This window comes from Streptomyces sp. NPDC002328, from assembly GCF_042890065.1.
Taxonomy (GTDB): domain Bacteria; phylum Actinomycetota; class Actinomycetes; order Streptomycetales; family Streptomycetaceae; genus Streptomyces.
The window spans coordinates 11263-36062 of sequence record NZ_JBIARQ010000015.1; the positions used below are offsets into that span (position 1 = coordinate 11263).

The 24800-nt window shown below is 69.5% G+C and carries 15 protein-coding genes and 2 pseudogenes; 13 read left to right on the forward strand and 4 right to left on the reverse strand.

Features of this window, described 5'->3' with window-relative positions; all coding sequences use genetic code 11:
• Positions 1-82 precede the first annotated feature (82 nt).
• The gene (locus ACFYX4_RS30025) at positions 83-1516 is read right to left on the reverse strand and encodes a cation:dicarboxylate symporter family transporter (RefSeq protein WP_389340186.1); all 1434 of its coding nucleotides are present in this window, start codon (positions 1514-1516) and stop codon (positions 83-85) included.
• A gap of 123 nt (positions 1517-1639) precedes the next feature.
• On the opposite strand from ACFYX4_RS30025, the gene ACFYX4_RS30030 reads away from it, so the two are divergent.
• From ACFYX4_RS30030 to ACFYX4_RS30040, 3 genes are all read left to right on the forward strand, one after another.
• Positions 1640-3271, forward strand: coding sequence for an ATP-binding protein (locus ACFYX4_RS30030; RefSeq protein ID WP_389339872.1), 1632 nt, complete (start codon positions 1640-1642; stop codon positions 3269-3271).
• Positions 3268-3975, forward strand: a complete 708-nt coding sequence (locus ACFYX4_RS30035) for a response regulator (protein WP_389339874.1) — start codon at positions 3268-3270, stop codon at positions 3973-3975. The genes ACFYX4_RS30030 and ACFYX4_RS30035 overlap by 4 nt, the downstream gene beginning before the upstream one ends.
• A gap of 153 nt (positions 3976-4128) precedes the next feature.
• The gene (locus tag ACFYX4_RS30040) at positions 4129-4878 is read left to right on the forward strand and encodes a helix-turn-helix domain-containing protein (RefSeq protein WP_389339876.1); all 750 of its coding nucleotides are present in this window, start codon (positions 4129-4131) and stop codon (positions 4876-4878) included.
• A 25-nt stretch (positions 4879-4903) separates the two neighbouring features.
• Here ACFYX4_RS30040 and ACFYX4_RS30045 read toward each other — a convergent pair whose 3' ends face one another.
• Positions 4904-5929, reverse strand: a complete 1026-nt coding sequence (locus ACFYX4_RS30045) for an ATP-dependent 6-phosphofructokinase (RefSeq protein ID WP_389339878.1) — start codon at positions 5927-5929, stop codon at positions 4904-4906.
• A gap of 201 nt (positions 5930-6130) precedes the next feature.
• On the opposite strand from ACFYX4_RS30045, the gene pta reads away from it, so the two are divergent.
• From pta to ACFYX4_RS30070, 5 genes are all read left to right on the forward strand, one after another.
• Positions 6131-8221 carry a phosphate acetyltransferase gene (gene pta, locus ACFYX4_RS30050; protein WP_389339880.1) on the forward strand — a complete coding sequence of 697 codons (2091 nt, stop codon included), beginning with the start codon at positions 6131-6133 and terminating at the stop codon, positions 8219-8221.
• Positions 8218-9429 carry an acetate kinase gene (locus tag ACFYX4_RS30055; protein WP_389339882.1) on the forward strand — a complete coding sequence of 404 codons (1212 nt, stop codon included), beginning with the start codon at positions 8218-8220 and terminating at the stop codon, positions 9427-9429. Before pta ends, ACFYX4_RS30055 begins: the two co-directional genes overlap by 4 nt.
• 89 nt (positions 9430-9518) lie before the next feature.
• The gene (gene pyk / locus ACFYX4_RS30060) at positions 9519-10949 is read left to right on the forward strand and encodes a pyruvate kinase (protein WP_389339884.1); all 1431 of its coding nucleotides are present in this window, start codon (positions 9519-9521) and stop codon (positions 10947-10949) included.
• A 726-nt stretch (positions 10950-11675) separates the two neighbouring features.
• A complete protein-coding gene (locus ACFYX4_RS30065) occupies positions 11676-16646 on the forward strand; it encodes a ricin-type beta-trefoil lectin domain protein (RefSeq protein ID WP_389339886.1) in 4971 nt (1656 codons plus the stop codon).
• Between the two features lie 26 nt (positions 16647-16672).
• On the forward strand, positions 16673-17989 hold the full coding sequence (locus ACFYX4_RS30070; RefSeq protein ID WP_389339888.1) for a hypothetical protein: 1317 nt from the start codon (positions 16673-16675) through the stop codon (positions 17987-17989).
• Here the strand turns inward: ACFYX4_RS30070 and ACFYX4_RS30075 are convergent.
• A pseudogene (locus ACFYX4_RS30075) lies at positions 17986-18288 on the reverse strand (hypothetical protein); the annotation flags it as partial. The gene ACFYX4_RS30070 and the pseudogene ACFYX4_RS30075 overlap by 4 nt on opposite strands.
• Before the next feature lie 566 nt (positions 18289-18854).
• Positions 18855-19466 carry a TetR/AcrR family transcriptional regulator gene (locus ACFYX4_RS30080; protein ID WP_389339890.1) on the reverse strand — a complete coding sequence of 204 codons (612 nt, stop codon included), beginning with the start codon at positions 19464-19466 and terminating at the stop codon, positions 18855-18857.
• A 214-nt stretch (positions 19467-19680) separates the two neighbouring features.
• Between ACFYX4_RS30080 and ACFYX4_RS30085 the strand changes: the two genes are divergently transcribed.
• From ACFYX4_RS30085 to ACFYX4_RS30105, 5 genes and pseudogenes are all read left to right on the forward strand, one after another.
• A complete protein-coding gene (locus tag ACFYX4_RS30085) occupies positions 19681-20655 on the forward strand; it encodes a tetratricopeptide repeat protein (protein WP_389339892.1) in 975 nt (324 codons plus the stop codon).
• 651 nt (positions 20656-21306) lie between these two features.
• Complete coding sequence (locus ACFYX4_RS30090; protein ID WP_389339894.1) at positions 21307-21945, forward strand: DUF6230 family protein; 639 nt, start codon at positions 21307-21309, stop codon at positions 21943-21945.
• 192 nt (positions 21946-22137) lie between these two features.
• The gene (locus ACFYX4_RS30095) at positions 22138-22722 is read left to right on the forward strand and encodes a DUF6114 domain-containing protein (RefSeq protein WP_389339896.1); all 585 of its coding nucleotides are present in this window, start codon (positions 22138-22140) and stop codon (positions 22720-22722) included.
• Positions 22712-24163, forward strand: a complete 1452-nt coding sequence (locus ACFYX4_RS30100; protein WP_389339898.1) for a hypothetical protein — start codon at positions 22712-22714, stop codon at positions 24161-24163. The genes ACFYX4_RS30095 and ACFYX4_RS30100 overlap by 11 nt, the downstream gene beginning before the upstream one ends.
• Before the next feature lie 110 nt (positions 24164-24273).
• A pseudogene (locus ACFYX4_RS30105) lies at positions 24274-24618 on the forward strand (IS30 family transposase); the annotation flags it as partial.
• Positions 24619-24800: the final 182 nt, after the last annotated feature.

The following is a 24800-nucleotide window of genomic DNA, read 5'->3' on the forward strand; positions in this document are numbered from 1 at the left end:
GGCCCGGCCCCGGTTCAGGCGGGGCCGGGCACCCGGAGTGCGGGGCGGGGGCGGGGGACGTCGGCCGACTCCCCGGCGGCGCTTACGCCTTGGCGAGTTCCTTCTCGCCGCCCTCGCGCTGCTCGGGCAGCTCCGCGGCCTGCGGAGCGGCGCCGTCCGTGTCGTCGTCGTGGTCGAGCAGGGTCTTCTCGTCGAAGGGCGCCCGGCCCGCGAGGACTTCCTCGACGCGCGCCTTGTCGATCTCCTTGGTCCAGGTGCCGATCAGGACGGTGGCGACGGCGTTGCCCGCGAAGTTCGTCAGGGCGCGGGCCTCGCTCATGAAGCGGTCGATGCCGACGACGAGGCCGATGCCGTCCACCAGGGCGGGCTTGTGCGACTGGAGACCGCCGGCCAGGGTCGCGAGACCGGCGCCGGTGACGCCCGCGGCGCCCTTGGAGGCGACGAGCAGGAAGAGCAGCAGCGGGATCTGCTCGCCGACCGACATCGGCGTGCCCATGGCGTCGGCGATGAACAGCGAGGCCATGGTCATGTAGATCATGGTGCCGTCGAGGTTGAAGGAGTAGCCGGTCGGGACGGTGATGCCGACGACGGGCTTGCTGACGCCCAGGTGCTCCATCTTCGCGATGAGGCGCGGCAGCGCGGACTCGGAGGAGGAGGTGGACAGGATCAGCAGGAACTCACGGCCCAGGTACTTGAAGAACGTGAAGATGTTCATGCCGGCCACGATCCGCAGCAGTGCGCCCAGGACGATGAAGACGAACAGGAAACAGGTGGCGTAGAAGCCGAGCATCAGCACGGCCAGGCTCTTCAGCGCGTCCAGGCCGGCGGAGCCGGTGACCGCGGCGATCGCGCCGAAGGCGCCGATCGGGGCGGCCCACATCACCATGGCGAGGATGCGGAAGACGAGTCGCTGGATGTGCTCGATGCCGCGCAGGACCGGCTGTCCTGCGGAGCCCATCGCCTGGAGGGCGAAGCCGGCGAGCAGCGCGACCAGCAGGGTCTGGAGCACCTCGCCGCCGGTGAAGGCGGAGACGATCGTGGTCGGGATGATGCCGAGCAGGAACTCGGTGGTGTCCTTGGCCTCGGCCGACACCTGTGCCTGGCCGGTCTCCTTGATCGCGTCGGTGACCGCGAGGCCGGTGCCCGGCTCGAGGATGTTGCCGACGATCAGGCCGATGCCGAGGGCTACCAGCGACATCACCGTGAAGTAGACGAGGGCGATGCCTCCGACGGCGCCGACCTTGGCGGCCTTACGGACCGATCCGATCCCGAGGACGATCGTGCAGAAGATGATCGGTGAGATCATCATCTTGATCAGGTTGACGAACCCGGTGCCAAGGGGCTTGAGCTCCTTGCCGAAGTCGGGCGCGATCAGGCCCACGGCGATGCCCAGGGCGACCGCGACGATCACCGCGATGTACAGGTAGTGGGTGCGGTCCCGCTTGGCGGGTGCGGCAGGTGCCTTCGTGGTGCTGCTGGCGGCCACGGCTGCCCTCCTTGACGTCTTCGTCGGCATCACCGGCGTGCGGCTCACGTCCGGGGAGATAAAGGGGAATGCAGAGACTGTCTCCCGGTGTGTGAGGGCGGTCACCCTTCCGTTCATTTAGTTCACGCTTAACCTCGGGGGCACACTGACGACATGCGCATCCCCGTCCCCGGACCCCGCAGCCTGGCCGGTCAGCTGTTCGCCATGCAGGCGGTGCTGATCGCGGTCGTCGTCGCGGGGTACGCGCTGTTCACGTACGTGAGCGACCGCAGCCAGGCCGAGGATGCGGCGGGGCGGCAGGCCACCGCCGTGGCCAGGTCGGTCGCCGACTCCCCCTCCGTCCGGGAGGCGATCGGCACCCCGGACCCGACGCTCATGCTTCAGCCGTACGCGCTGCGGGTGATGCGGGACACGGAGGTCGACTTCGTGACGATCATGAATCCCGAGGGCATCCGCTGGACGCACCCGGACGAGAACCAGATCGGCCGGCACTTCCTCGGCAACACGGCCCGCGCCCTGAAGGGCGAGTCGTTCACGGAGACGTACACCGGCACCCTCGGCCCGTCCGTCCGCGCGGTCACGCCGATCGAGGACGACGACGGGCGGGTCGTCGGCATGGTCAGCGCCGGCATACGGGTCGAGGCGATCAGCGAGCGCGTCTCGGACCAGGTCACGGCCCTGTTCGGGGTGGCGGCGGGCGCCCTCGCGCTCGGCGCGGTGGGCACGTACGTGGTCAACGCCCGGCTGCGCCGCCACACGCACAACATGAACGCCGCCGAGCTCAGCCGGATGCACGACTACCACCAGGCGGCGCTGCACGCGGTGCGCGAGGGGCTGCTGATGCTGGACGGGCAGTACCGGGTGGCGTTGATGAACGACGGCGGACGGGAGCTGCTGGGCGTCGACGGCGACGTCGTCGGCGCGTCGGTGGCCGACCTCGGCCTGCCGGCCCCGCTGACGGGCGCGCTGCTGGCGTCCGAGCCGCGGGTGGACGAGGTGCATCTCACGGCGGACCGTGTGCTGGTGGTCAACACCTCCCCGGTGTCCGGCGGGGAGCGCCGCGGCACGGTGGTGACCCTGCGGGACGTGACGGAGCTCCAGTCGCTGATGGGCGAGCTGGACTCGGAGCGCGGCTTCACCCAGGCGTTGCGCTCGCAGGCGCACGAGGCGGCGAACCGGCTGCACACGGTGGTGTCGCTGATCGAGCTGGGCCGGGCGGAGGAGGCCGTCGACTTCGCGACCGCCGAACTGGAGCTGGCCCAGGCGCTGACCGACCAGGTGGTGGCGGCGGTGAGCGAACCTGTGCTCGCGGCGCTGCTGCTCGGCAAGACGGCGCAGGCCAACGAGCGGGGCGTGGAGCTGGTGGTGTCGGAGGACAGCGGCCTGGACGACGGTCTGCTCCCGGAGTCGCTGCCCGCGCGCGACCTGGTGACCATCCTGGGCAACCTCATCGACAACGCCGTGGACGCGGCGCAGGGCAGCGTGCGGGCCAGGGTGACGGTGACGGCGGCCACGGAGGGCGACGAACTGCTGCTGAGCGTAGCCGACACGGGGGACGGGGTGGATCCCGCCCACGCCTCCCAGGTCTTCGAGCGCGGCTTCTCGACGAAGCCGTCGGGCCCCGGCGGGCGCGGCCTGGGCCTGGCCCTGGTCCGCCAGGCCGTGACCCGCCACGAGGGCACGCTGTCGGTGGCGGCGGCCGAGGGCGGCGGCGCGGAGTTCGCGGTACGGCTGCCCTTGCGGACGACGACCGCCGCGGTTCGGACGTCGGGAGGTGCGAGATGACGGACGCGACGGGCCCAGTGGCCACGAACCCCATCCGGGTGCTGGTCGTCGAGGACGACCCGGTCGCCGCCGACGCGCACGTCCTGTACGTCGGCCGGGTGCCGGGCTTCGTCGCCGTCGGCAAGGCGCACACCGGCGCGGAGGCGCGACGCCTGCTGGACCGCACGCCGGTGGACCTGCTGCTGCTGGACCTGCACCTCCCCGACGGTCACGGTCTGCAACTGGCGCGCTCCCTGCGGGCGGCCGGCTACCACGCCGACGTGATCGCGGTGACGTCCGCGCGGGATCTGACGGTGGTCCGGGAGGGGGTGTCGCTGGGCGTCGTCCAGTACGTCCTGAAGCCGTTCACCTTCGCGACGCTGCGGGACCGGCTGGTGCGGTACGCGGAGTTCCGCGGCGCGGCCGGTGAGGCGAGCGGCCAGGACGAGGTGGACCGCGCCCTCGCGGCGCTGCGCGCACCGGGCCCCGCGGCCCTGCCGAAGGGGCTGAGCGGCCCGACCCTGGAACGGGTGACGGTGACCGTGCGGGAGGCGGAGGAGGGGCTGACCGCGGCCGGCGTGGCCGAGGCGGTGGGCATCTCGCGGATCACCGCCCGGCGGTATCTGGAACACCTGGTGGACGCCGGCAGAGCCGAGCGCAAGCCGCTGTACGGGCAGGTGGGGCGGCCGGAGCTGGTGTACCGGTGGGTGTCGGCGGGGCGGTGACCTGCACGCCGGCGGGGCGGTGACGTCCGCGCCGACGGGGCGGTGACCTCCCGGCGTCGGGGCTCGGGCGTGGCGTGAATCGGTCGGCACACGGCGTGACTATGGCCGAACGGCCCGTAGTCGTCGCAGCGTCGGGCCCCTAGCTTGTCCCCCGTGCCCAGACCCACACCCAGACCGCGTGCCCAGACACGAGCCTCCCGACCCGGACCCCCCTTCAACGCGCCCACCGCCCGCCGGCTGCGCGCGGCGCTGCGCATGACGCCCGACCAGGTGGCGCAGCACCTGCGTTCCTCCTACGCCCTGCACCAGGTCACGCCCGACCTCGTCAGCGCCTGGGAGCGCGGTGTCGCCACTCCCACCGCGCCCGAACTGACCGCGCTCGCACGGGTGTTGTGGTGCTCCCCGGCCGAGCTGGTCGGACGGCCCCGCAATCTGCGCGAGCACCGCGTGGCCCGGGGGCTCGCCGCCGAGGACGTGTCCCGGGCCGTGGGACACGAGTTCCTGGCCTATGTCCGGATGGAGGAGGACAACCGGTGGCGCGGCACCGAGCGCCAGACCGCGCTGCTCGCCGATCTGCTGGAGCTCACCCTGCCCGACCTGGTCACCGTGACCGGTGAGGAGGCCAGGCTCGCCGAGCTGCTGCGCGCCGCGGTCGACGGGCGCCCGCAGGCGAGTGTGCGGCCCGTCGGCCGAATCGTGCCGCTGGACCGGCGTCTGCTGGAGGACGCCCTGCGGGAGCTGCACAGGAGCTACGGCGAGCTGCGCCGCGGCTCCGACGACATCGGCGCGGCGGGCACAACGGCCACGACAGGTGCGGCAGGCGACGCGGGCGACCCCGGCCGGGACTTCCTCGACCGGATCGTCGAGGTCTTCTGGGCGACCGTGCAGAGCAGAACCGGCTAGCCGGCCGCCGCGGGGACACGACCGGCTAGAAGACCGACTCCGCCTCGTCCATGCGGTACTTGGGGACCGTCTTCAGCTCGGTGACGGCCTCCGCCAGCGGCACCATCACCACGTCCGTGCCGCGCAGCGCCGTCATCCGGCCGAACTCGCCGCGGTGCGCGGCCTCCACCGCGTGCCAGCCGAAGCGGGTGGCGAGGACACGGTCGTACGCGGTCGGGACGCCGCCGCGCTGGACGTGGCCGAGGATGACCGGGCGGGCCTCCTTGCCGAGCCGCTTCTCCAGCTCGTACGCCAGTGCCGTGCCGATGCCCTGGAAGCGCTCGTGGCCGAACTTGTCGATGGCGCCCTTGCCGTAGTCCATGGAGCCCTCGGCGGGGTGGGCGCCCTCGGCGACGCAGATCACCGCGAACTTCTTGCCGCGGGAGAACCGCTCCTCGACCATCTTGACCAGGTCGGTCGGGTCGAAGGGGCGTTCGGGCAGGCAGATGCCGTGGGCGCCGGCCGCCATGCCGGACTCCAGGGCGATCCAGCCGGCGTGCCGGCCCATGACCTCGACGACCATCACCCGCTGGTGGGACTCGGCGGTCGTCTTCAGGCGGTCCATCGCCTCGGTGGCGACGCCGACCGCCGTGTCGAAGCCGAAGGTGCGGTCGGTGGAGGAGATGTCGTTGTCGATCGTCTTGGGGACGCCGACCACCGGCAGGCCCGCGTCGCTCAGCATCCGCGCCGCCGTCAGCGTGCCCTCGCCGCCGATGGGGATCAGCGCGTCGATGCCGAAGTCGTGGATCATGTCGCCGGCGCTCTCGCAGGCCTCGCGCAGCCGGTCGCGCTCCAGCCGGGAGGAGCCGAGGATCGTGCCGCCGCGGGCCAGGATGCCGCTGACCGCGTTCAGATCGAGGGCACGGTTACGGCCGTCCAGCAGGCCCGCGTAGCCGTCCTCGAAGCCGATGACCTCGTCGCCGTAGTTGTCGACCGCTCGGTGCACGACCGACCGGATCACTGCGTTCAGCCCGGGGCAGTCGCCACCTGCGGTGAGAACTCCGATGCGCATCGTGCTGTGTCTCCTGCTCGCTGTCGATACCGGTGAGCCGTTCCGATTCTTTCACGCCGCCGAGGGCACTGTCTCTTGACGGGCGCCTTATCCACACGCAGGGGTATTGTCAAGAGGGTTCCGCTCACCCCGGTGGGCGATTTTTGTGCCCTGACGGCGACTCTCGACAGCAGCACCCGACAGCAGAAACGGAGAGCACGCGTGACGCGCAGCGTGTACGTGACCGGGATCGACCGCGGCGACGGCCGCCAGGTCGTGGAGCTGGGGGTGATGGAGCTCCTCACCCGCCAGGTCGACCGGGTCGGCGTCTTCCGCCCCTTCGTCCACGACGGGCCCGACCGCCTCTTCGAGTTGCTGCGCGCACGCTACCGGCTGGCGCAGGACCCGGCGACCGTCTACGGCATGGACTACCACGAGGCGTCCGCGCTCCAGGCGGAGCAGGGCACGGACGAGCTGGTGTCCAGGCTCGTCGACCGGTTCCACCGCGTCGCCCGCGAGTACGACGTCGTCCTCGTCCTCGGCACCGACTACGCCGACACCCAGTTCCCGGACGAGCTGTCCCTCAACGCCCGTCTGGCGAACGAGTTCGGCGCCTCGGTGATCCCCGTCGTGGGCGGTCGCAAGCAGCCCGCGGAGTCCGTGCTCGCCGAGACCCGCAACGCCTACCGCGCCTACGACGGCCTGGGCTGCGACGTCATCGCCATGGTCACCAACCGGGTCGCCCGGGAGGACCGGGAGCTGATAGCCGAGCAGCTCGACTCCCGGCTGCCGGTGTCCTGTTACGTCCTGCCCGACGAGCCCGCGCTGTCCGCGCCGACGGTCGCCCAGATCAGCCACGCCCTGGGGGCGAAGGTGCTGCTCGGGGACGACTCGGGGCTGGCCCGCGACGCCCTCGGCTTCGTCTTCGGCGGCGCGATGCTGCCGAACTTCCTGAACGCCCTGACCCCGGGCACCCTCGTCGTCACCCCGGGCGACCGGGCCGACCTGGTCGTCGGCTCGCTCGCCGCGCACAGCGCCGGCACCCCGCCGATCGCCGGCGTGCTGCTCACCCTGGGCGAGGTGCCGAGCAACGAGATCCTCACGCTCGCCGCCCGGCTCGCGCCCGGCACGCCCGTCCTGTCCGTGGCCGGCACCAGCTTCCCCACCGCCGAGCAGCTGTTCTCCCTGGAGGGCAAGCTGAACGCGGCCACCCCGCGCAAGGCCGAGACCGCGCTCGGCCTGTTCGAGCGGCACGTCGACACCGCCGACCTGCTGAAGCGGGTCTCCGCGCCGAGCAGCGACCGCCTCACCCCGATGATGTTCGAGCACCAGTTGCTGGAGACGGCCCGCTCCGACCGGCGCCGGGTCGTCCTGCCCGAGGGCACCGAGGCACGGGTCCTGCACGCGGCCGAGGTGCTGCTGCGCCGCGGCGTCTGCGACCTCACCCTGCTCGGCCCGGTCGACCGGATCCGCAAGCAGGCCGCCGACCTGGGCATCGACCTCGGCGACGCCCAGCTGATCGACCCCGCCACCAGCGAGCTGCGCGACGCCTTCGCCGAGAAGTACGCCCTGCTGCGCGCCCACAAGGGCGTCTCGGTGGAGCTGGCGTACGACGTCGTCTCCGACGTGAACTACTTCGGCACGCTGATGGTGCAGGAGGGTCTCGCCGACGGCATGGTCTCCGGGTCCGTGCACTCCACGGCCGCGACGATCCGGCCCGCCTTCGAGATCATCAAGACCAAGCCGGACGCCGACATCGTCTCGTCCGTCTTCTTCATGTGCCTGGCCGACAAGGTCCTCGTCTACGGCGACTGCGCGGTCAACCCCGATCCGGACGCCGAGCAGCTCGCCGACATCGCCATCCAGTCGGCGGCGACCGCCGCGCAGTTCGGCGTGGAGCCGCGGATCGCGATGCTGTCGTACTCCACGGGCACGTCGGGTTCCGGCGCCGACGTCGACAAGGTGCGGGAGGCGACCGAGCTGGTGCGTTCGCGCCGGCCCGACCTGAGGATCGAGGGGCCGATCCAGTACGACGCCGCCGTGGAGCCGTCGGTCGCGGCGACCAAGCTGCCGGAGTCCGAAGTCGCGGGCCAGGCCAGCGTGTTGATCTTCCCCGACCTCAACACAGGCAACAACACCTACAAGGCCGTGCAGCGTTCGGCCGGCGCGATCGCCGTCGGACCGGTGCTCCAGGGTCTGCGCAAGCCGGTCAACGACCTGTCCCGGGGCGCTCTCGTCCAGGACATCGTCAACACCGTCGCCATCACGGCGATCCAGGCCCAGACCCCCAGCGAGAAGGCGTCCCAGCAGTGAGTGCCACACGTGTCCTCGTCCTCAACTCCGGCTCCTCGTCGGTGAAGTACCAGCTGCTCGACATGGGCGACGGCAGCCGGCTGGCCGTGGGGCTCGTCGAGCGCATCGGTGAGCAGTCCTCCCGGCTCAAGCACACGCCCCTGGCGAGCGGCGGGGATCCGCGGGAGCAGACCGGCGCGATCGCCGACCACGACGCCGCGCTGAAGGCCGTCGCGGAGGAGCTGGCCAAGGACGGGCTGGGGCTGGACTCGCCGGAACTGGCCGCCATCGGGCACCGGGTGGTGCACGGCGGCAAGCACTTCACCGAGCCGACGGTCGTGGACGACGCCGTGCTCGCCGAGATCGAGCGGCTGATCCCGGTGGCCCCGCTGCACAACCCGGCCAATCTGACCGGCATCCGGACCGCGCAGGCGCTGCGGCCCGACCTGCCGCAGGTCGCCGTCTTCGACACGGCGTTCCACACGACGATGCCGGAGTCCGCCGCCCGTTACGCGATCGACGTGGAGACGGCCGACGAACACCGCATCCGGCGCTACGGGTTCCACGGCACCTCGCACGCGTACGTCTCCCGGGCGACGGCACGGCTGCTCGGCAGGACGCCCGAAGAGGTGAACGTCATCGTGCTGCACCTCGGCAACGGGGCGTCAGCGTCGGCGGTGCGCGGAGGCCGGTGCGTGGACACCTCCATGGGGCTCACGCCTTTGGAGGGGCTCGTCATGGGTACGCGCTCCGGAGACACCGATCCGGCCGTCATCTTCCATTTGGCGCGTGTTGGCGATATGTCCATCGACGAAATCGACACTCTTCTCAACAAGAAGAGCGGGCTGATCGGCCTGTGCGGCGACAACGACATGCGGGAGATCACGCGTCGGATCGACGAGGGCGACGAACAGGCCGCGCTCGCCTTCGACATCTACATTCACCGGCTGAAGAAGTACATCGGCGCCTTTTACGCCGTTCTCGGCCGGGTGGACGCGGTGGCGTTCACCGCCGGGGTCGGGGAGAACGCGGCGCGGGTGCGCGAGGCGGCCGTCGCGGGCCTGGAGAGCCTGGGCCTGGCGGTGGACGCCGAGCTGAACGCCGTACGGAGCGACGAGCCGCGGCTGATCTCGCCCGGGGACGCGCGGGTGAAGGTCGCCGTGGTGCCGACGGACGAGGAGCTGGAGATCGCGACACAGACCTACGCATTGGTGGAAAACACAAACTGAACCGGAAAGCAAACGAGCAGCTTCCCGCCCATTTGTATCTTCCGCCAGACGGAATATTCCGTAGCGAAACAAACCGATAGGATCGCCCCATGCGCCGTTCGAAAATCGTCTGTACTCTCGGCCCCGCGGTCGACTCCCACGAGCAGCTCGTCGCGCTGATCGAGGCCGGCATGAACGTGGCCCGCTTCAACTTCAGCCACGGCACGCACGCCGAGCACCAGGGCCGTTACGACCGGGTCCGGGCCGCGTCCAAGGAGACCGGCCGGGCCATCGGCGTCCTCGCCGACCTCCAGGGCCCCAAGATCCGGCTGGAGACCTTCGCCGAAGGTCCGGTGGAACTGGTCCGCGGTGACGAGTTCACCATCACCACCGAGGACGTGCCCGGGGACAAGACGATCTGCGGCACCACCTACAAGGGTCTGCCCGGCGACGTCTCGCGCGGCGACCAGATCCTCATCAACGACGGCAACGTCGAGCTGAAGGTGCTGGACATCGAGGGCCCGCGGGTGCGGACGATCGTCATCGAGGGCGGCGTCATCTCCGACCACAAGGGCATCAACCTGCCCGGCGCGGCCGTCAACGTGCCCGCGCTGAGCGAGAAGGACATCGACGACCTGCGGTTCGCGCTGCGCATGGGCTGCGACCTGGTCGCGCTGTCCTTCGTCCGGGACGCCAAGGACGTCTCCGACGTCCACCGGGTCATGGACGAGGAGGGCCGCCGCGTCCCCGTCATCGCCAAGGTGGAGAAGCCGCAGGCGGTGGAGAACATGGAGGACGTCGTGATGGCGTTCGACGGCGTGATGGTCGCCCGTGGCGACCTGGCCGTCGAGTACCCGCTCGAGAAGGTCCCCATGGTGCAGAAGCGCCTGATCGAGCTGTGCCGGCGCAACGCCAAGCCGGTGATCGTGGCGACCCAGATGATGGAGTCGATGATCACCAACTCCCGTCCCACCCGCGCCGAGGCCTCCGACGTCGCCAACGCGATCCTCGACGGGGCGGACGCGGTCATGCTGTCGGCGGAGTCCTCGGTCGGCGCGTACCCGATCGAGACCGTGAAGACGATGTCGAAGATCGTCGCCGCGGCCGAGCAGGAGCTGCTGAGCAAGGGCCTCCAGCCGCTGGTGCCGGGCAAGAAGCCGCGCACACAGGGCGGTTCGATCGCGCGCGCCGCGTGCGAGATCGCCGACTTCCTCGGCGGCCGGGGCCTGGTGGCCTTCACCCAGTCCGGCGACACCGCCCGCCGGCTGTCCCGCTACCGCGCGGCCCAGCCGATCATCGCCTTCACCACCGACGAGGGCACCCGCAACCAGCTGGCGCTCAGCTGGGGCGTCGAGTCGCACGTCGTGCCGTTCGTGAACAGCACCGACGAGATGGTCGACCTGGTCGACCAGGAGATCATCAAGCTCAACCGCTTCAACGCGGGCGAGATCGTGGTCATCACCGCCGGCTCACCCCCCGGCGTCCCGGGCACCACGAACATGGTCCGGGTCCACCACTTGGGGCAGGGCGACCGCGACTAGGCGGTTCCCGCGTTTCCCGTACGGCACTGAGGGCGCCCCCTGTTTTCGGGGGCGCCCTCAGTGGTTCTCGGCGGGGCTACGGCAGGTCCGGGGTCAACCGCTCCCACTCCTGGACCCCGGGCCAGCGGGGATGATCCGCAAGGAGCGGACTCAACCGCCGCACCGGGACGAGCAATCGCCGGATTATCCGGAACGCCAGGATCTGCTCGCGGCCGCAATCTGGACCTCACCAGCGTCCCGCATCGCGCCACCACCGCCCTACTCGGGGGTAACTTTCAGTCATTCTTTATGGCGCCCTTAGCTCGCATCACCTCTTGAGGTTCACCAGATCCCCACAGGAAATCCCTGATGGCCTCACATGGAGCCGATGTTCTGGAACGCCCGAGACCGCATGGCTCATTGCTCGCCGGTTGCGTGTGGCGCGAAGATTTCCCTTGTCCGGCCCTGGGCTCTTGTGGCTATGTTGATCGCCGCGCCAGAAAACGGAAGTTGACCACTCCGTCCGGGCGCATGCCAACCAGCGACCGGGGGGACACCGTCGCCACGGGGAGAGGTACATCTGTCGTCATGCCGCGACTTGAGCTGTTCACGCCCGCCGTCCCGGCCTGACTCTCCATGCTCTGCGCCACTGACTCCGCGTTGAGGTGGCGGGTCCAACTCCCGTGACACCTCCGCCTTTTCGGGCGGAGCCCCCGCTTGTTCTCTTGCGACAAAAGGAACGTATCTTTGCGCCTTAGACCAAGGTTCTCCAGACCCGTATCACGTAAAACCGGATACCTGGCGCCCATCATCGCGTCCGGTCTGGCTAGTGCCGTGCTGTCCGGGATGGTCGAGCAGCCTGGCCTGCTCGGCCGGTCTTCGGGCGCGGACATGGCTCCGGTGGCGGACAGCTACGACGGGTTCGATGCCGCCGCGGCTGATCAGTTGCGGCAGGACCAGTGCCTGATGACGGAGGTGTTGCGCAGGGGCGGGCCGTCGATGGCGGCGACCGCGCAGAACGGTCTCAACCAGGCGCCGGACAAGCTCCGCGAGGTCGCCAACCGGCAGTACTGGGAGGACACGCCCCTCGCTGCGGCGTTCGACAAGGACCGCGACGCCGCCTTCAAGGAGGCGGACGCGCTTTACGCCAGGCTGAACGCCTGGAAGGAGCCGGTATCGGGACTGCCTCAACCGGGCGGGTTCAAGAGTCTCGCCGACTTCGAATGGCCGCCGGGAACGTCGGCCTCCACGGGTGACAAGGACTTCTTCGACCAGGCGGGTCTCGGACCGTGGATCGGCAGCCGTATGTGGCTGCACGAGGGCGACTTCTACAAGGACCCCACCTCCAAGGCCGACGAGAAGACGGTCAAGGCGGTCAAGGATCTCGGTACGCCGCTGTACGGGAAGGACCCGGACGCGACGCTTCCCACATGGGATCAGGACTACCTCGAACACCGGGCCTGGAACGATCTGGTGAACTGGTCCATGGAGCCGACGGGTGCGGACAACGCCCGTATCTTCCTGGCCTCCGGCGGCTTCCCGCGTACCGTGTCCGAGCCGGGCACCGCGGAGTACCGGATCGCGGTCGAAGACCTGAAAACCCGCTTCGCTTCGTGCGCTTGGCGTACCCCGATCGACCCGAACAAGGTCCTGGGACAGCAGGTCGCCACCGCGTCGAAGGAGTGGCAGGAGGAGATTTCCTCGCAGGCCACGCAGCGCAACCAGATCCTTACCGCCAACAGGGACGCCACCATGGCCATGGCCGCTGGGGCGAAGGCGTTGGGCGAGATGCTGGGCCAGTCGTGGATCGCTGATCGTCTCGCGCGTTGGGAGGACTACTGGGCGCCCGGTGGCGCCGGCTGGATCGGTGAGAGTCCGGCGGTCATCCAGGTTCAGGCCGCGAAGGGCAAGTGCCTTGAGGCGGAGGGCGGGAAGATCGCCAACGGCACTCCGGTGCAGATCTACACCTGCAACAAGTCCGCGGCGCAGGACTGGCAGATCAAAGGCGGCAGCACTCTGTACAACGTCAAGGCCGACAAATGCCTGGACGTCTCGAGCAACGCCTCCGCGAACGGCACGAAGATCCAGCTCTGGACGTGCAACTACTCCCCCGCGCAGACGTGGGAGTACAACACGCGTGCGGTGACCAGCCTGAAGAACGTCGGGACAGGCAAGTGCCTGGACCTGAACAAGTACGACAACGGCCACAACTCCTGGCTCTGGGACTGCAACAACACCGGCCCGCAGCAGTTCAAGGTCGTCGCGTCGGGTCACCAGGGCACTGACAATCTGGACTATCCGGAGAAGGCGGAGTTCGACAAGGCCAAGAAGGGCCTCGCGACGGCGCAGGCCGAGGCGAAGAAGCAGCTCGCCGTGATCAAGGCGCAGGCCGAGATCGCGAAGAAGGCCGTCACCGCCACCGACACGGCCGAGCAGGCCGCGTACTCCATCGCGGACTCCAAGGGCGCGCCCCGGGGCCGTGGTCTCCTGGTGGGTCAGCAGAAGGCTCAGGTGACGAAGGCTTCCTCCGCCGCGCTGCTGGCGATGACCAAGGCCGGCGAGACGGCCGAGGCCGCGACCCGGGCGTCGGGCGCGGACAGCAAGACCATCGCGCAGCGTGCGCTGGCCCAGTCCGCGGCGACGAAGGTCGAGTTCCGCAAGGCCGCGGCAGCCGCCGCCGAGCAGCAGGCGAAATCGGCCGCGGACGCCGCGATGATGCACCGCGACAACGCGAAGAAGGACCGCGACACCGCCAAGGTGAAGCTGGCCGAGGCGCAGAAGGCCGAGGCCGACGCGAAGGCAGCCGCGGCGGACGCGCACGCCAAGCGGCTGGCCGCCGAGGCGGAAGAAGCCACCGCGAAGAAGGAGAAGGCCACCGCCGCCGCGAAGCAGGCCGAGGCAGCGCAGCACAAGAGCAACGCCGAGGGCTACGCGAAGACCGCGAACGAGGCCAAGGGCCGGGCCGAGTCGGCCGAGTCCACCGCACGCGTGAAGCGCCAGGACGCGGAAGCCGCGCGTGACCGGGCCAAGGGCAAGCGGGACAAAGCCTGGGACGCCGAGAGCAAAGCGAACGCGGCGCGGGCCAAGGCCGAAGCCAAGGAAGCCTACGCGGAATCCCTGGAGTCGGGCGACGCCGCGACGCAGGCGAGGGCCGCGGCCAACGCTGCGGACAGCGCGGCCAACGACGCCGAGTCTGCTGCCAGTTCGGCACGCACCGAGGCGGACGCGGCGACTCAGGCAGCCGCCGACGCGGACGCCGCCGCCACCCGCGCCGAAGCCGCCGCCAAGCGCGCCCGCTCCCACGCGGACGACGCCCAGGCCGCCAAACTCAAGGCCGACGCCGCGGTGAAGACCGCGACCAGCGCGGCGGCGGACGCGATCAAGGCAGCCCAGCACGCCGCTTGGGAGGCGAACCAAGCGGTCGCACTGGCCAACGAGGCCCAGCAGCACGCCAAGACCGCCAAGAGCCACGCGGACGAGGCGAGCAAGGAAACCGCCAAGGCCGTCGTGGCCTCCGCGAAAGCCGCCGGATACGCCCACGTCACCGCACAAGCCGCGGCGGACGCGGGGAACGCCGCAGCACAGGTCGCCGCTCCCGCGAACGACGCCATCCAGCTCGGCTCGCCCTACGTCACCACCGACTCCGCCGCGGGCCTGGCCGTGCTGACCGGGCAGGCGTCCAAGTCGATCGCCGAGCAGCAGAAGGCCGTCGCCGACGCCCACGCAAAGAACGCCCAGCAGGAAGCCGCAACAGCCAAGGCCCTCGCGGACCAGGCCACCGGCGACACCAAGGCCGCCTACATCCACGCCGCCAACGCCGCCGCCCACGCCGCAACCGCCCGCACCTACTCCAAAGAAGCCCTCGACTACGCGGCAGAAGCATCCGACTTCGCGGCCGACGCGCAGAAGTCACTGGCCCGCACCATCGAGCACGACCGCCAGGCCACCGAAGACGCCGCCGCAGCCGGCCGTGCTGCCGGCCGCGCCGAGGGCTACGCCACGGCCGCCCGTTCCTCAGCCGACCAGGCCGCCCTGGATGCCGCGGCCGCCCGCACGGCGGCCTCCGAGGCCGAGCAGGCCGCCACGGACGCCCGCGCCGCCGCTACCCGCGCCGACGCCGAAGCCACCGCGGCCGAAGAGGCAGCCAAGGACGCCCAGAAGTACGCCGAGTCCGCCCAGCAAGCGGCCGACTCCGCCGAGCGTAAGGAAGCGAACGGGCAGGTCGCCTCGGGCGCCGGAACCGGCGTCGGAGGTGTCTTCTACATCATCGACAAGATGACCGAGGCCGCGCCGGCCAAACAGCTCAACGAGTGCCAGTACGTTCCCCAGGGCTGCACGGTGAAGTACGAGCTGTACGTGAACATCACGATCAGCTACTACTTCTGCGCCAACCCCGAGGTGCCCGCCACCGAGGCAGGCTGCCCGCAGGCGGACACGATCTTCCTCAAGACGGAGACGCTCGCGAATCAGAAGCTGCCGTGGACCCACCACTTCAGTTTCGGTGACATCACCCGGATCGGCTGGCAGAACCTGTTCGGGGATACGGTCGGCGCGGTCCTGTACGAGATTGCGCTGGGTGATGTCGCCCGCTGTTACCACGGTGACAAGTCAAGCTGTGCTTGGTTCGCGTCCAACTTCATCCCGGGCAAGGTGTTCACGAAGATCGCAGACGGGATCCGCGCGCTCGACGCCGCGATGAAGACCGGCATCGGGGTCGCCGACGCATTCAAGGCGCTGAAGGCCCTGGACGTGGACCCGGCCACGCTGGCCAAGATCGAGGCAGGTGTGAACGCCTACGAGGACGTGGTGACGACGTGCAAGGTCAACAGCTTCCCTGGGGAAACCCTGGTGCTTATGGCCGACGGTACGCGTAGGGCGATCCGTGATGTGCGGGAGGGCGACCAGGTCGTGGCCGCCGACCCCGGCACCGGACGGTTGCGCGCAGAGTCCGTCACCGACACGTTCCGGCACGACACGGAACGGTTGGTGACGATCGGTCTGGCAGGCGGCAGCGGCCTGGACACCACGGCTGGACACAAGATCCGCACCAGCGAGCGTGGTTGGGTCCTTGCCTCCGAACTGCGCCCGGGTGACCGGCTGCTCAGCCCGGACGGGACGCTCCGCGCCGTGACCGACGTCAGTGACCGGTCGGGGCTCGCGCCGCGCCGGGTCTACGACCTCACCGTTGACGGCCTGCACACCTTCTACGTGCGCAGCGAGGGCGTCGGGGCAGTTGACGTCATGGTCCACAACTGCCTGAACCTGGGGGACGAGGACCTCAAGGCCCTGGAGAAGTACAAGGACGAGATCCACACGCTGAAGGAGCACGTGCGGCCGGATGAGAGAAAGGCGTTTGAGCTCGCCGAGAAGAAAGGGAAGCCCAACACCGTCTGGACAAACCAGGAAATCGCTCAGCAGGCCGTGGACCGGGTAGTGGGCGACTACTTCAGCAAGCGGACTGCGAGCGGCCAGAAGGTCTTCGACCAGGACAAGTGGAAGAAGTTCCAAGACTGGGCGGCAAAGGCCAGGGACGGTGAGCAGTACCCGGCGATCACCGGGACGTGGGATGCCTATCCCTCTCTGGGCAAGCGGTACCACCCAGACGGGAGGACGATAGACGATGCCGGTAACGAGGTCGTAGTGATCCTGATGAAGGTCAAGGGTCACAACGGACAGGGCAGGTACGGCTTCGTCGTCAAGACCGCTTACCCGAAGTAGAACACGACCCGTGTAGGACATGATCCATGCCACAGAAACGTCCAGCGTATGTTGAACTGGGCTACTCCGAAGACTTCGGACTCAGCGGTCTGGCGGGGCAGTTGTGCTCTCCTGACCGCACCTCCGCCAGCCCCGTCGTCGACCTCCAGGCCGCGCTCGCGGCCGCGGCCCGGTCGGCGGACGGGTCGGACGGCGAGGAAGCCGTGGAGCTGGGGGAGGATGCCCGTCGGCTGTTGGACGGCCCGTTGTCGGAGGAGGTTCTCCATACGGTGTGGTTGGCCGTGGTTGGCCGGACTTTCGATCCGGCCGACCACGGCATGGACGTCCGCACCTGGCTGCGTGCGGTCTCGGACCTGGCCACGGACCGCCTCCGGCAGAACAGACGCTCCTACGTCCCGCCGCCGGTCCAGCCGATACGGGACGAAGACCTGTGCGGGGAGGTGGTGGCGGAAATCCGCGCCATGGCCGGGGAGCTGACCGGTGCAACCGGGCTGCCCAACCTCGTTCCGAGCTTGGAGCAGGTTGCTGGGCGAACCGACGCTGATCTCGGATTTCGACTCTTCCTGCGGATCCTGAAGGTGTACTTCGTACGGGTCCCGAAGGAGCGGTACGACAGGTTTCGCAGGCTCGGCGAGTGGCTGGAGTACCCGATCGCGGTCGTACGGGAAGGCCTTCACATCGACTGGCCGCCCATAGACACCACGCACCGCGACACGGCATGGGACTTCGGTCTTTCCCGTCTCGCTGGCAACGCCCACCAGGACTGGCGTGCCGACACGGCCCGGCGAGAGATCCGTCGGGTGGCGGACGCGGACGAGCCCGGCCAGTCCCCGGGCACGGCGGCGGCCCTTCTGCTGGAGGACGCGCTGCGTCTGCTGCACTCTCCGCTGTCCGACGGCACGATCACCGCGCTGTGGGTAGCCGTATCGGGCGCTGCACTACGTGTCGACGGACGCGACTGGCTGCGGCTCATCGCGGGCGTGTGCACAGAGCGGCTGGCGGAAGTCGCCCCCGCTTACACCCCCGCTGTACCGCCCGCGCCCATGGACCTGGTGGACTCGGTGCTGTGGGAGCTTCGGCAGATGGGGCTCGCAGTGGCGGACGATGCCATCAGTCCCCACTGGCAGCCGCTGCCGGCCGCGCAGGCCATGGCCGCAGTGGAAGAGGTCATTGGCCGGGTCGATCCCGACCTCGGGTTTCGGTTGTTCCTCCGCGTCCTACTGGTGCTGCATGCGCCGGTCACACGAGGCCAGTACGAGAGGTACCAGGCCATCGGTCAACGGTTCGGTTATGGGCGACACCACGTCGACGAGGTGGAGCATCTGGTGCTCGAGGAGGCTTAGCGGCTCCCCATGTCTCTGCTCAGAAGCAGGTGCACGTCCTTGAGGTTCTCCCGTGAATGATCTACGACATGCCGGTCGAGCAGCGTCACTGCCTCTCGTCCGGCCAGCGTGAGGTTGTGCAGGTGGGCGATGCCGCGCATGGCCTGATGGACGCCGTCGCTCTTGAGACGGCCGTCGCGGAGGACCTTCCAGATTTTCATGCGGGCGAAGGCGAGCTCGACACGGGCGTGGACCTTCCGGTGTGAGCGGTTGTGCTCCTCTTTCCAGTCCGGAAGTTCGCTCTGACCGCGAGAGTGACGCCGAGGCGTCCGCGTAGGCGCCCGAGGCGCTCCTTGCATCAATCCAGACGGCTGCCGCTTACCGGGCGCTGCGAGGCGTAAAGGCAGAACTTTCACGACCCCCGTTCCCGTTCACTCGATGGTATGGGTGACGTCCCCAACTGCGCATGAGGAAGCCGTAGTTGGCGACGCCTGATCACCTATCCTCGGCGGCACTCTGGCCGCTCCGACGGAGTAACACGGCGCATGGGCTCAGGCGGGGGGGGGGGGGGGGGGGGGGGGGGGGGGGGCGCCCCCCGCCCCCCCCCCCCCCCCCCCCCCCCCCCCCCCACCGCCCCACGCGAGCGGGACAGCAAGCATTCACCGCATTTCCTGCACTGTCATCGATCTTCACAGCGGCAACAACTGAGCTGCGGCGAATGCCAGCGCACAGCCCAGCCAGATCAGACGAATCTTCCTCGCGTTGCCTCCCCAACGTTTTGGCGGGAGGCTAGACCCTCCTCCGCTCGACGAAAGGGCGATGGTCTGTAGCGGCACTGTCACGAAACGCTCGTCCTCAAACGCCGGATGGGCTGGATCGGGGCACCTCAGCCGGTCAGGCCCAGCAGCAGCACCCTGGTGAAGCTCCGCACCCACTCCTCGTCCGCCGGTTCGGCACTTACCAGGGTGCGGTGGACCACTGCTCCCGCGACCACGTCGAAGATGAGGTCGACCGTGCGGGAGGCTTCCGCGGGGTCGGTCTCCGGGGGGAGTTCGCCGCGTCGTTGGGCGCGGGCTCGGCCCTCCAGGACCAGGTCCTTCTGGGGGTCGACGATGGAGGAGCGGATGCGGGCGCGCAGTGCGTCGTCGCGGGTGGATTCGGCGACCACCGCCATCAGGCCGCTCCTGGCCTCCGGGAGGGCGAGGATCGCCGCGAACTGGAGGACCACGCCCTCGATGTCGGCGGCCAGGCTGCCGCGGTCGGGGAGTTCGAGTTCGTCGAAGAGTTCCGCGACGGCGTCGACGACGAGTTCGTTCTTGCCGGCCCAGCGGCGGTAGAGCGTCGTCTTGGCGACCCCGGCTCGCGTCGCCACGTCTCCCAGGGTCAGCTTCGACCAGCCCAGCTCGACCAGTGCCTCCCGCGTCGCGGCCAGGATCGCCGCGTCCGCGGCGGCGCTGCGCGGCCGTCCGGTACGGCTGGCGGGAGTGCGGCTCTGCATGGTTCGACCATAACCGCCCGCTTCGGGCTTGTTCGCAGTGAGGGAGATCACCGGAAAGCGCCCCCGCGCGGGCCCCCGGGACCATTACGCTACGACTCGTAGCGGAAGCTCGTGACGGACGTACACGGGTCGCGATCGTGTGACGCGGGGTGGGGACCCGGCGCGTTTTCGGATCGCTTTTCACGCACGCGCGGGAACGGGGGAGGATAGACGCATGCAGCCACGGAACATGTCCATGAGCGGAGTCGTCGACCTCGCCGCGGTGAAGGCGGCCCAGGAGGCCAAGGCGAAGGCGGAGCAGGCGCGCGCCGAAAGCGCCCGGCAGGGCGGGGCGGGTGCGGTGTCCCCCGCCGAACTCGTCATCGACGTCGATGAGGCGGGGTTCGAGCGCGACGTCATCCAGCGCTCCGCCGAGGTGCCCGTCGTCATCGACTTCTGGGCGGAGTGGTGCCAGCCCTGCAAGCAGCTGAGCCCCGTCCTGGAACGGCTCGCCACCGAGTACGCGGGGCGCTTCCTGCTCGCCAAGATCGACGTCGACGCCAACCAGATGCTGATGCAGCAGTTCGGGGTGCAGGGCATCCCGGCCGTCTTCGCCGTCGTCGCGGGGCAGGCCCTGCCGCTCTTCCAGGGGGCCGCCGGAGAGGCGCAGATCCGGCAGACGCTCGATCAGCTGGTGGCCGTCGCCGAGCAGCGCTTCGGGCTCACCGGTCTGACGGTAGACCCGGACGCCCTGCCCGGCGAGCGCCCGGAGCCCGCCGAGGCGCCGGCCGGACCGTACGACGCCTTGCTGGAGGCGGCCGTTCAGGCGCTCGACGCCGGCGACCTCGCGGGCGCGGTGCGCGCCTACCAGAACGTGCTGAACGACGACCCGGCCAACACCGAGGCCAAACTCGGTCTCGCGCAGGCCGAGTTGCTCCAGCGGGTGCAGGGCATGGACCCGCAGGCGGTGCGCAGGGAGGCCGCCGAGAAGCCGCAGGACGCACAGGCTCAGATCGCCGCTGCGGACCTGGATCTGGTGGGCGGTCATGTCGAGGACGCCTTCGGGCGGCTCATCGACGCCGTGCGCGGTACGGCCGGTGAGGAGCGGGACGCCGTACGGGTGCGCCTGCTGGAGCTGTTCGAGGTGGTGGGTCCGGAGGATCCGCGGGTGGCCGCGGCGCGCAGGGCTCTGGCGCGCGCCCTGTTCTGAGGCGGACGGGGACCCCGGTGCTGACCAGTCGCTAAACGCCGGGGCCTGTGATGCCGGAGTGAAATTTCTGCCCACGAGATGCCCCTGCGGCCGCGCTTTACCAAATCTTGGTAATCGCGGCCGCTGTTACTGCTAGTAAGTCAGGGGCGCGGATCTGTCGGATTCTGTCCAGCGATCAATAGTTTTGTCCTGGGCATGATTGCCACCGAGTGTTGTGGGCCGAGACCTGTGGGTCGTTGTTCGGTTATCCGGCCGTTACTAGCCAGTAACGAACCCCCTTGTGCGGGCGGCGAGAATGCACCACGATCGGCCACGCTCGGTCCAATTCCGTACCCCGACAGCCGGTTGGGTTCAACGGATTTCCTGGGTCCCCACCGAGCAGAGCCGACGACAGTGGCGTCGGCTCTTGGGCAGGGGGGTCTTCGCCGCTCGGTGAAGCCTGTCCAGCAGGGTTGTGCGTGATGCGTGTCAGGCGCGACCAGTGGTTGTCGCTCGGGGGTGATCGCCGGTGATCCGAAGCGCGGTTCGCGCCTCTCGGGTACGGGCGCTCCCCTTCCCGAGGACGTAGCACTTCTCCCATCCCTGCCCGGCTCGGCCGCCGCTTCGGAGGCGAGCCGGAGCCAGAGGATGTACGTCCGAGAAGGAGGAAATATGGAGTCCCAGGTGCGTGGCGGGACCAGATGGAAGCGCTTCGCTGTGGTCATGGTGCCCAGCGTCGCCGCGGCAGCGTGTGTGGGCGTCGGTCTGGCGCAGGGCGCACTCGCGGCCTCGTTCAGCGTGTCCGGCCAGCAGTTCAAGGTGACGGCCGACCACCTGCACGGTGACGGATTCGCCCAGTACGGCGGCATCGACAGCGTCTACACCTCGGTCGACGGCAAGACCAAGACGCAGGTTCCGGTCGCGGTCTCGTCGTTCGAAGACGCGACGATCACCAAGATGTGTCAGTCGGTCAAGACGACGATCCCGGTCCTCAACAAGACGTTCTACCTGCGTCTTGAGGCGGGGAACGAGAAGCCGGTCGTCGCCAAGAACCTCTACATCGACGTCGCGCAACTCGACGCCGATGCGACGTTCACCAACATCGACATCGGCGTCGCGGTCAAGGACAAGACCCGTGGCCCCGCCGTCAAGGAGGGCGAGAGCGTGCTGCCGGGCGGCTTCGCCCAGCAGGCGCAGTCGGCCGACCTCTACGGAGTCAAGCAGACGGCGTGGGCGACCACGGCGGGCACGTTCAAGCTCAGCGGTCTGTCGATGCGCCTCGGTGCGGACCCCAAGATGGAGTGCTACTGACGGCTTGTGCCGTCAGGATGACCTTGGCCGGCTGAGCCGCCAGGACGGGGCGGAGGAGCGGTCGCTCCTCCGCCCCGCACCCCCACCCGGTGCTGCGCGCCGGGCGCACCCACACACCCAGAGACCTTCCGGCTTCTCCATGCCACGGCCGAGCCGGTATGTACCCAACCCGGACCCAGGGAGCTGTTTTCCATGAGTGCCGAGACTCCGGGCCAGAGCGCCGGGACTTTTGCCCGGCTGCGTCTGCGGTTCCGTGACTGGCGGGGCGACCGGCCCTTCTGGGCGGGCCTGTTCACCTTGCTCGGCGGTCTGCCGATCGCCTACTTCCCTTACGCCACGCTCAAGCTGGGCACCATGTCGCTCACCATGGCGACCACCGCCGGCGCCGGTTCGCTGATCATCGGCGTGCTGCTGGTCACCCTGGGTCTGACCATGTGGTTCCAGCAGGCGACCCGGGTCTTCGCCGGCATCGCGGCGATCCTCCTCGCGCTGGTCTCCCTGGTGGTCTCCAACATCGGCGGCTTCATCCTGGGCTTCCTGCTGGCGCTGGTCGGCGGAGCGCTCGCCCTCTCCTGGGCGCCCGGCAACCCGGCGCCCGAGGGCGCCGAGCCCAAGGGCTTCACCCCCGCTCCCGCCCATGACGGCGCCCCCGAGGCCGGCCCGCGGCCCGTCGCCGGTGAGTCCGGCCCGTCGTACTCGCTGGACAAGCGGGACGACGGCGACGCGCAGAACCCCGTCCGGGCGGACGAGCCGAACGGAGTGCACCGTGTCGGCTGACGAGGTCCTCGGCGAGGACTCGGCCCTCCAGGAGCGGTCGAGAGGCGGAGGGCGCCACGCGGCGCCCAAGAAGCCGCTGTTCACCCGCTTCCACATGCCGGCGGGCAAGGCGATAGCCATGGCCGCGATGCCCACGGCCGTCCTCATGGGCATGGGGTTCACGCCGACGCTCGCCGTCGCCGACGACCAGCCGACGTCCAACAGCCAGCTGGCCGACGACTACAAGGACTGTCTGACGGCCCTGGAGGACGCCTCCGCCTCTCCCTCGGCCTCGGCCTCCCCGTCGGCCTCCAAGGGCGCCGACGACTCCGGGAGCGACGCCAAGGGCGACGCGTCGGACTCCGGTTCCGAGCAGTCCGGGGGCGCCAAGAACCCGTCGGGCTCGAAGGGCTCGGGTTCTTCGGGTTCGGGGTCGTCGGGCGGCGGTTCCTCCTCGTCGGATTCAGGTTCCGACGAGAAGCCGGTCCCGTCCCCGTCGGCCTCCGCGCAGGAGCCGTCCTCCGGTGAGACCGCGACGGCGAGCCCGGCGCCCGCCGAGACCGAGAAGACCGACAAGAACGTCCTGGAGACCATCGGCGACGCCGTCGTGGACATCTTCGACGGCGGCGGCATCGGCGGCTCCGACAAGACGGCCGAAGCGAGCCCGTCGCCGTCGGCCTCCCCGTCCGCCGCGGACTCCGGCTCCTCCGGGGCCAAGTCGGGCACCTCGGGCACCGCCGGCTCCGGGAAGAGCAGCGCGGACAAGAGCGCCTCCGACACGGCCGAGGACACCTCCGACGCCGTGACCGACACGGTGGAGGAGACCGGGCAGAAGGCCGACGACAAGGCCGACGAGACCGAGAAGGAGACGGAGGAAGCGGCCTCCGACGCGAAGGACGACGACGCGAAGGACGACGCCGACGCCTCCCCCTCCGCCTCGCCCAGCCCGTCCGCGAGCGCCACGAAGGACCTCGAGGACTGCGCCGTCGTCAAGGACGCCGCCGATTCCGGCGTCGACAACAAAGTGCTCCTGGCGGACGACCCGTGGTACCTGAACGCCAGTTCGCTGCTGCTGAAGGGCGCCGACTACCAGGGCGTCGTCGAGGTGAAGACGGCGAACGGGACCAAGAAGAAGGTCCTGAAGTACGTCATCGGCGACGGCACCGACATCGGTGACCTGCACCAGACGGTGAACGACAAGAAGAACGGTGTGACCTACCACGTCCAGGCCGGCTCGGGCACGACGTCCACGATCACCGACGGCGACACGATCATGTACACCGAGAGCATCTCGGGGAACCTGTTCGGCCTGATCCCGGTCACGTTCAGCCCGGAGCACCCGCCGCCGCTGAACATCCCGCTGATCTACTTCACCAAGGTGAAGGTCGTCCAGGCCGGCCAGTTCGGCGGCACCCTGCACATCCCCGGCATGCAGGTCTACACGTCGAAGTTCGCTGGTTAGAACCGCCGGTAAACCCATTAGGGACGGCTCCAGGCAGGCAGCCCGGCTCCTCCGTTCGCGCGGAGGAGCCGGGCTAACGGTCTTTCCCTGCTCACTACTGAATCATCGGCACGATCACCACGCTGCCCGAGCAACTACGCCGCTCGCTGACCTGGGACCGCGGCAAGGAGCTGGCCCAGCACACCCAACTGGGCGTCGACACCGGGCTGCAGGTCTACTTCGCCGACCCGCACAGCCCCTGGCAACGGGGCACCAACGAGAACACGAACGGACTTCTGCGTCAGTACTTTCCCAAGGGAACAGACCTGTCGCGATGGGACGCCGACGAGCTCGATGCTGTTGCTCACGCTCTCAACAGCAGGCCCCGGAAAACGCTCGGTTGGAAGACACCTGCTGAAGCCCTCACTGAGCACCTACTATCGCTACAGGAAGCCGGTGTTGCGACGACCGGTTGAGTTCAGGCAGTACACCTCCCGCGAATTCGCTTACGCCTGCGCCGAGTTGGGAGACAGGCAGTCCATGGGCACGGCCGGAAGGAGCGCGGACAACGCACTCGCCGAGTCGCGTTCACCGCGGCCCTCAAACGCGAGACGCTCCGTGGCACCCGCCGCTTCGACGGCGCCCGCGCCTGCCGCCT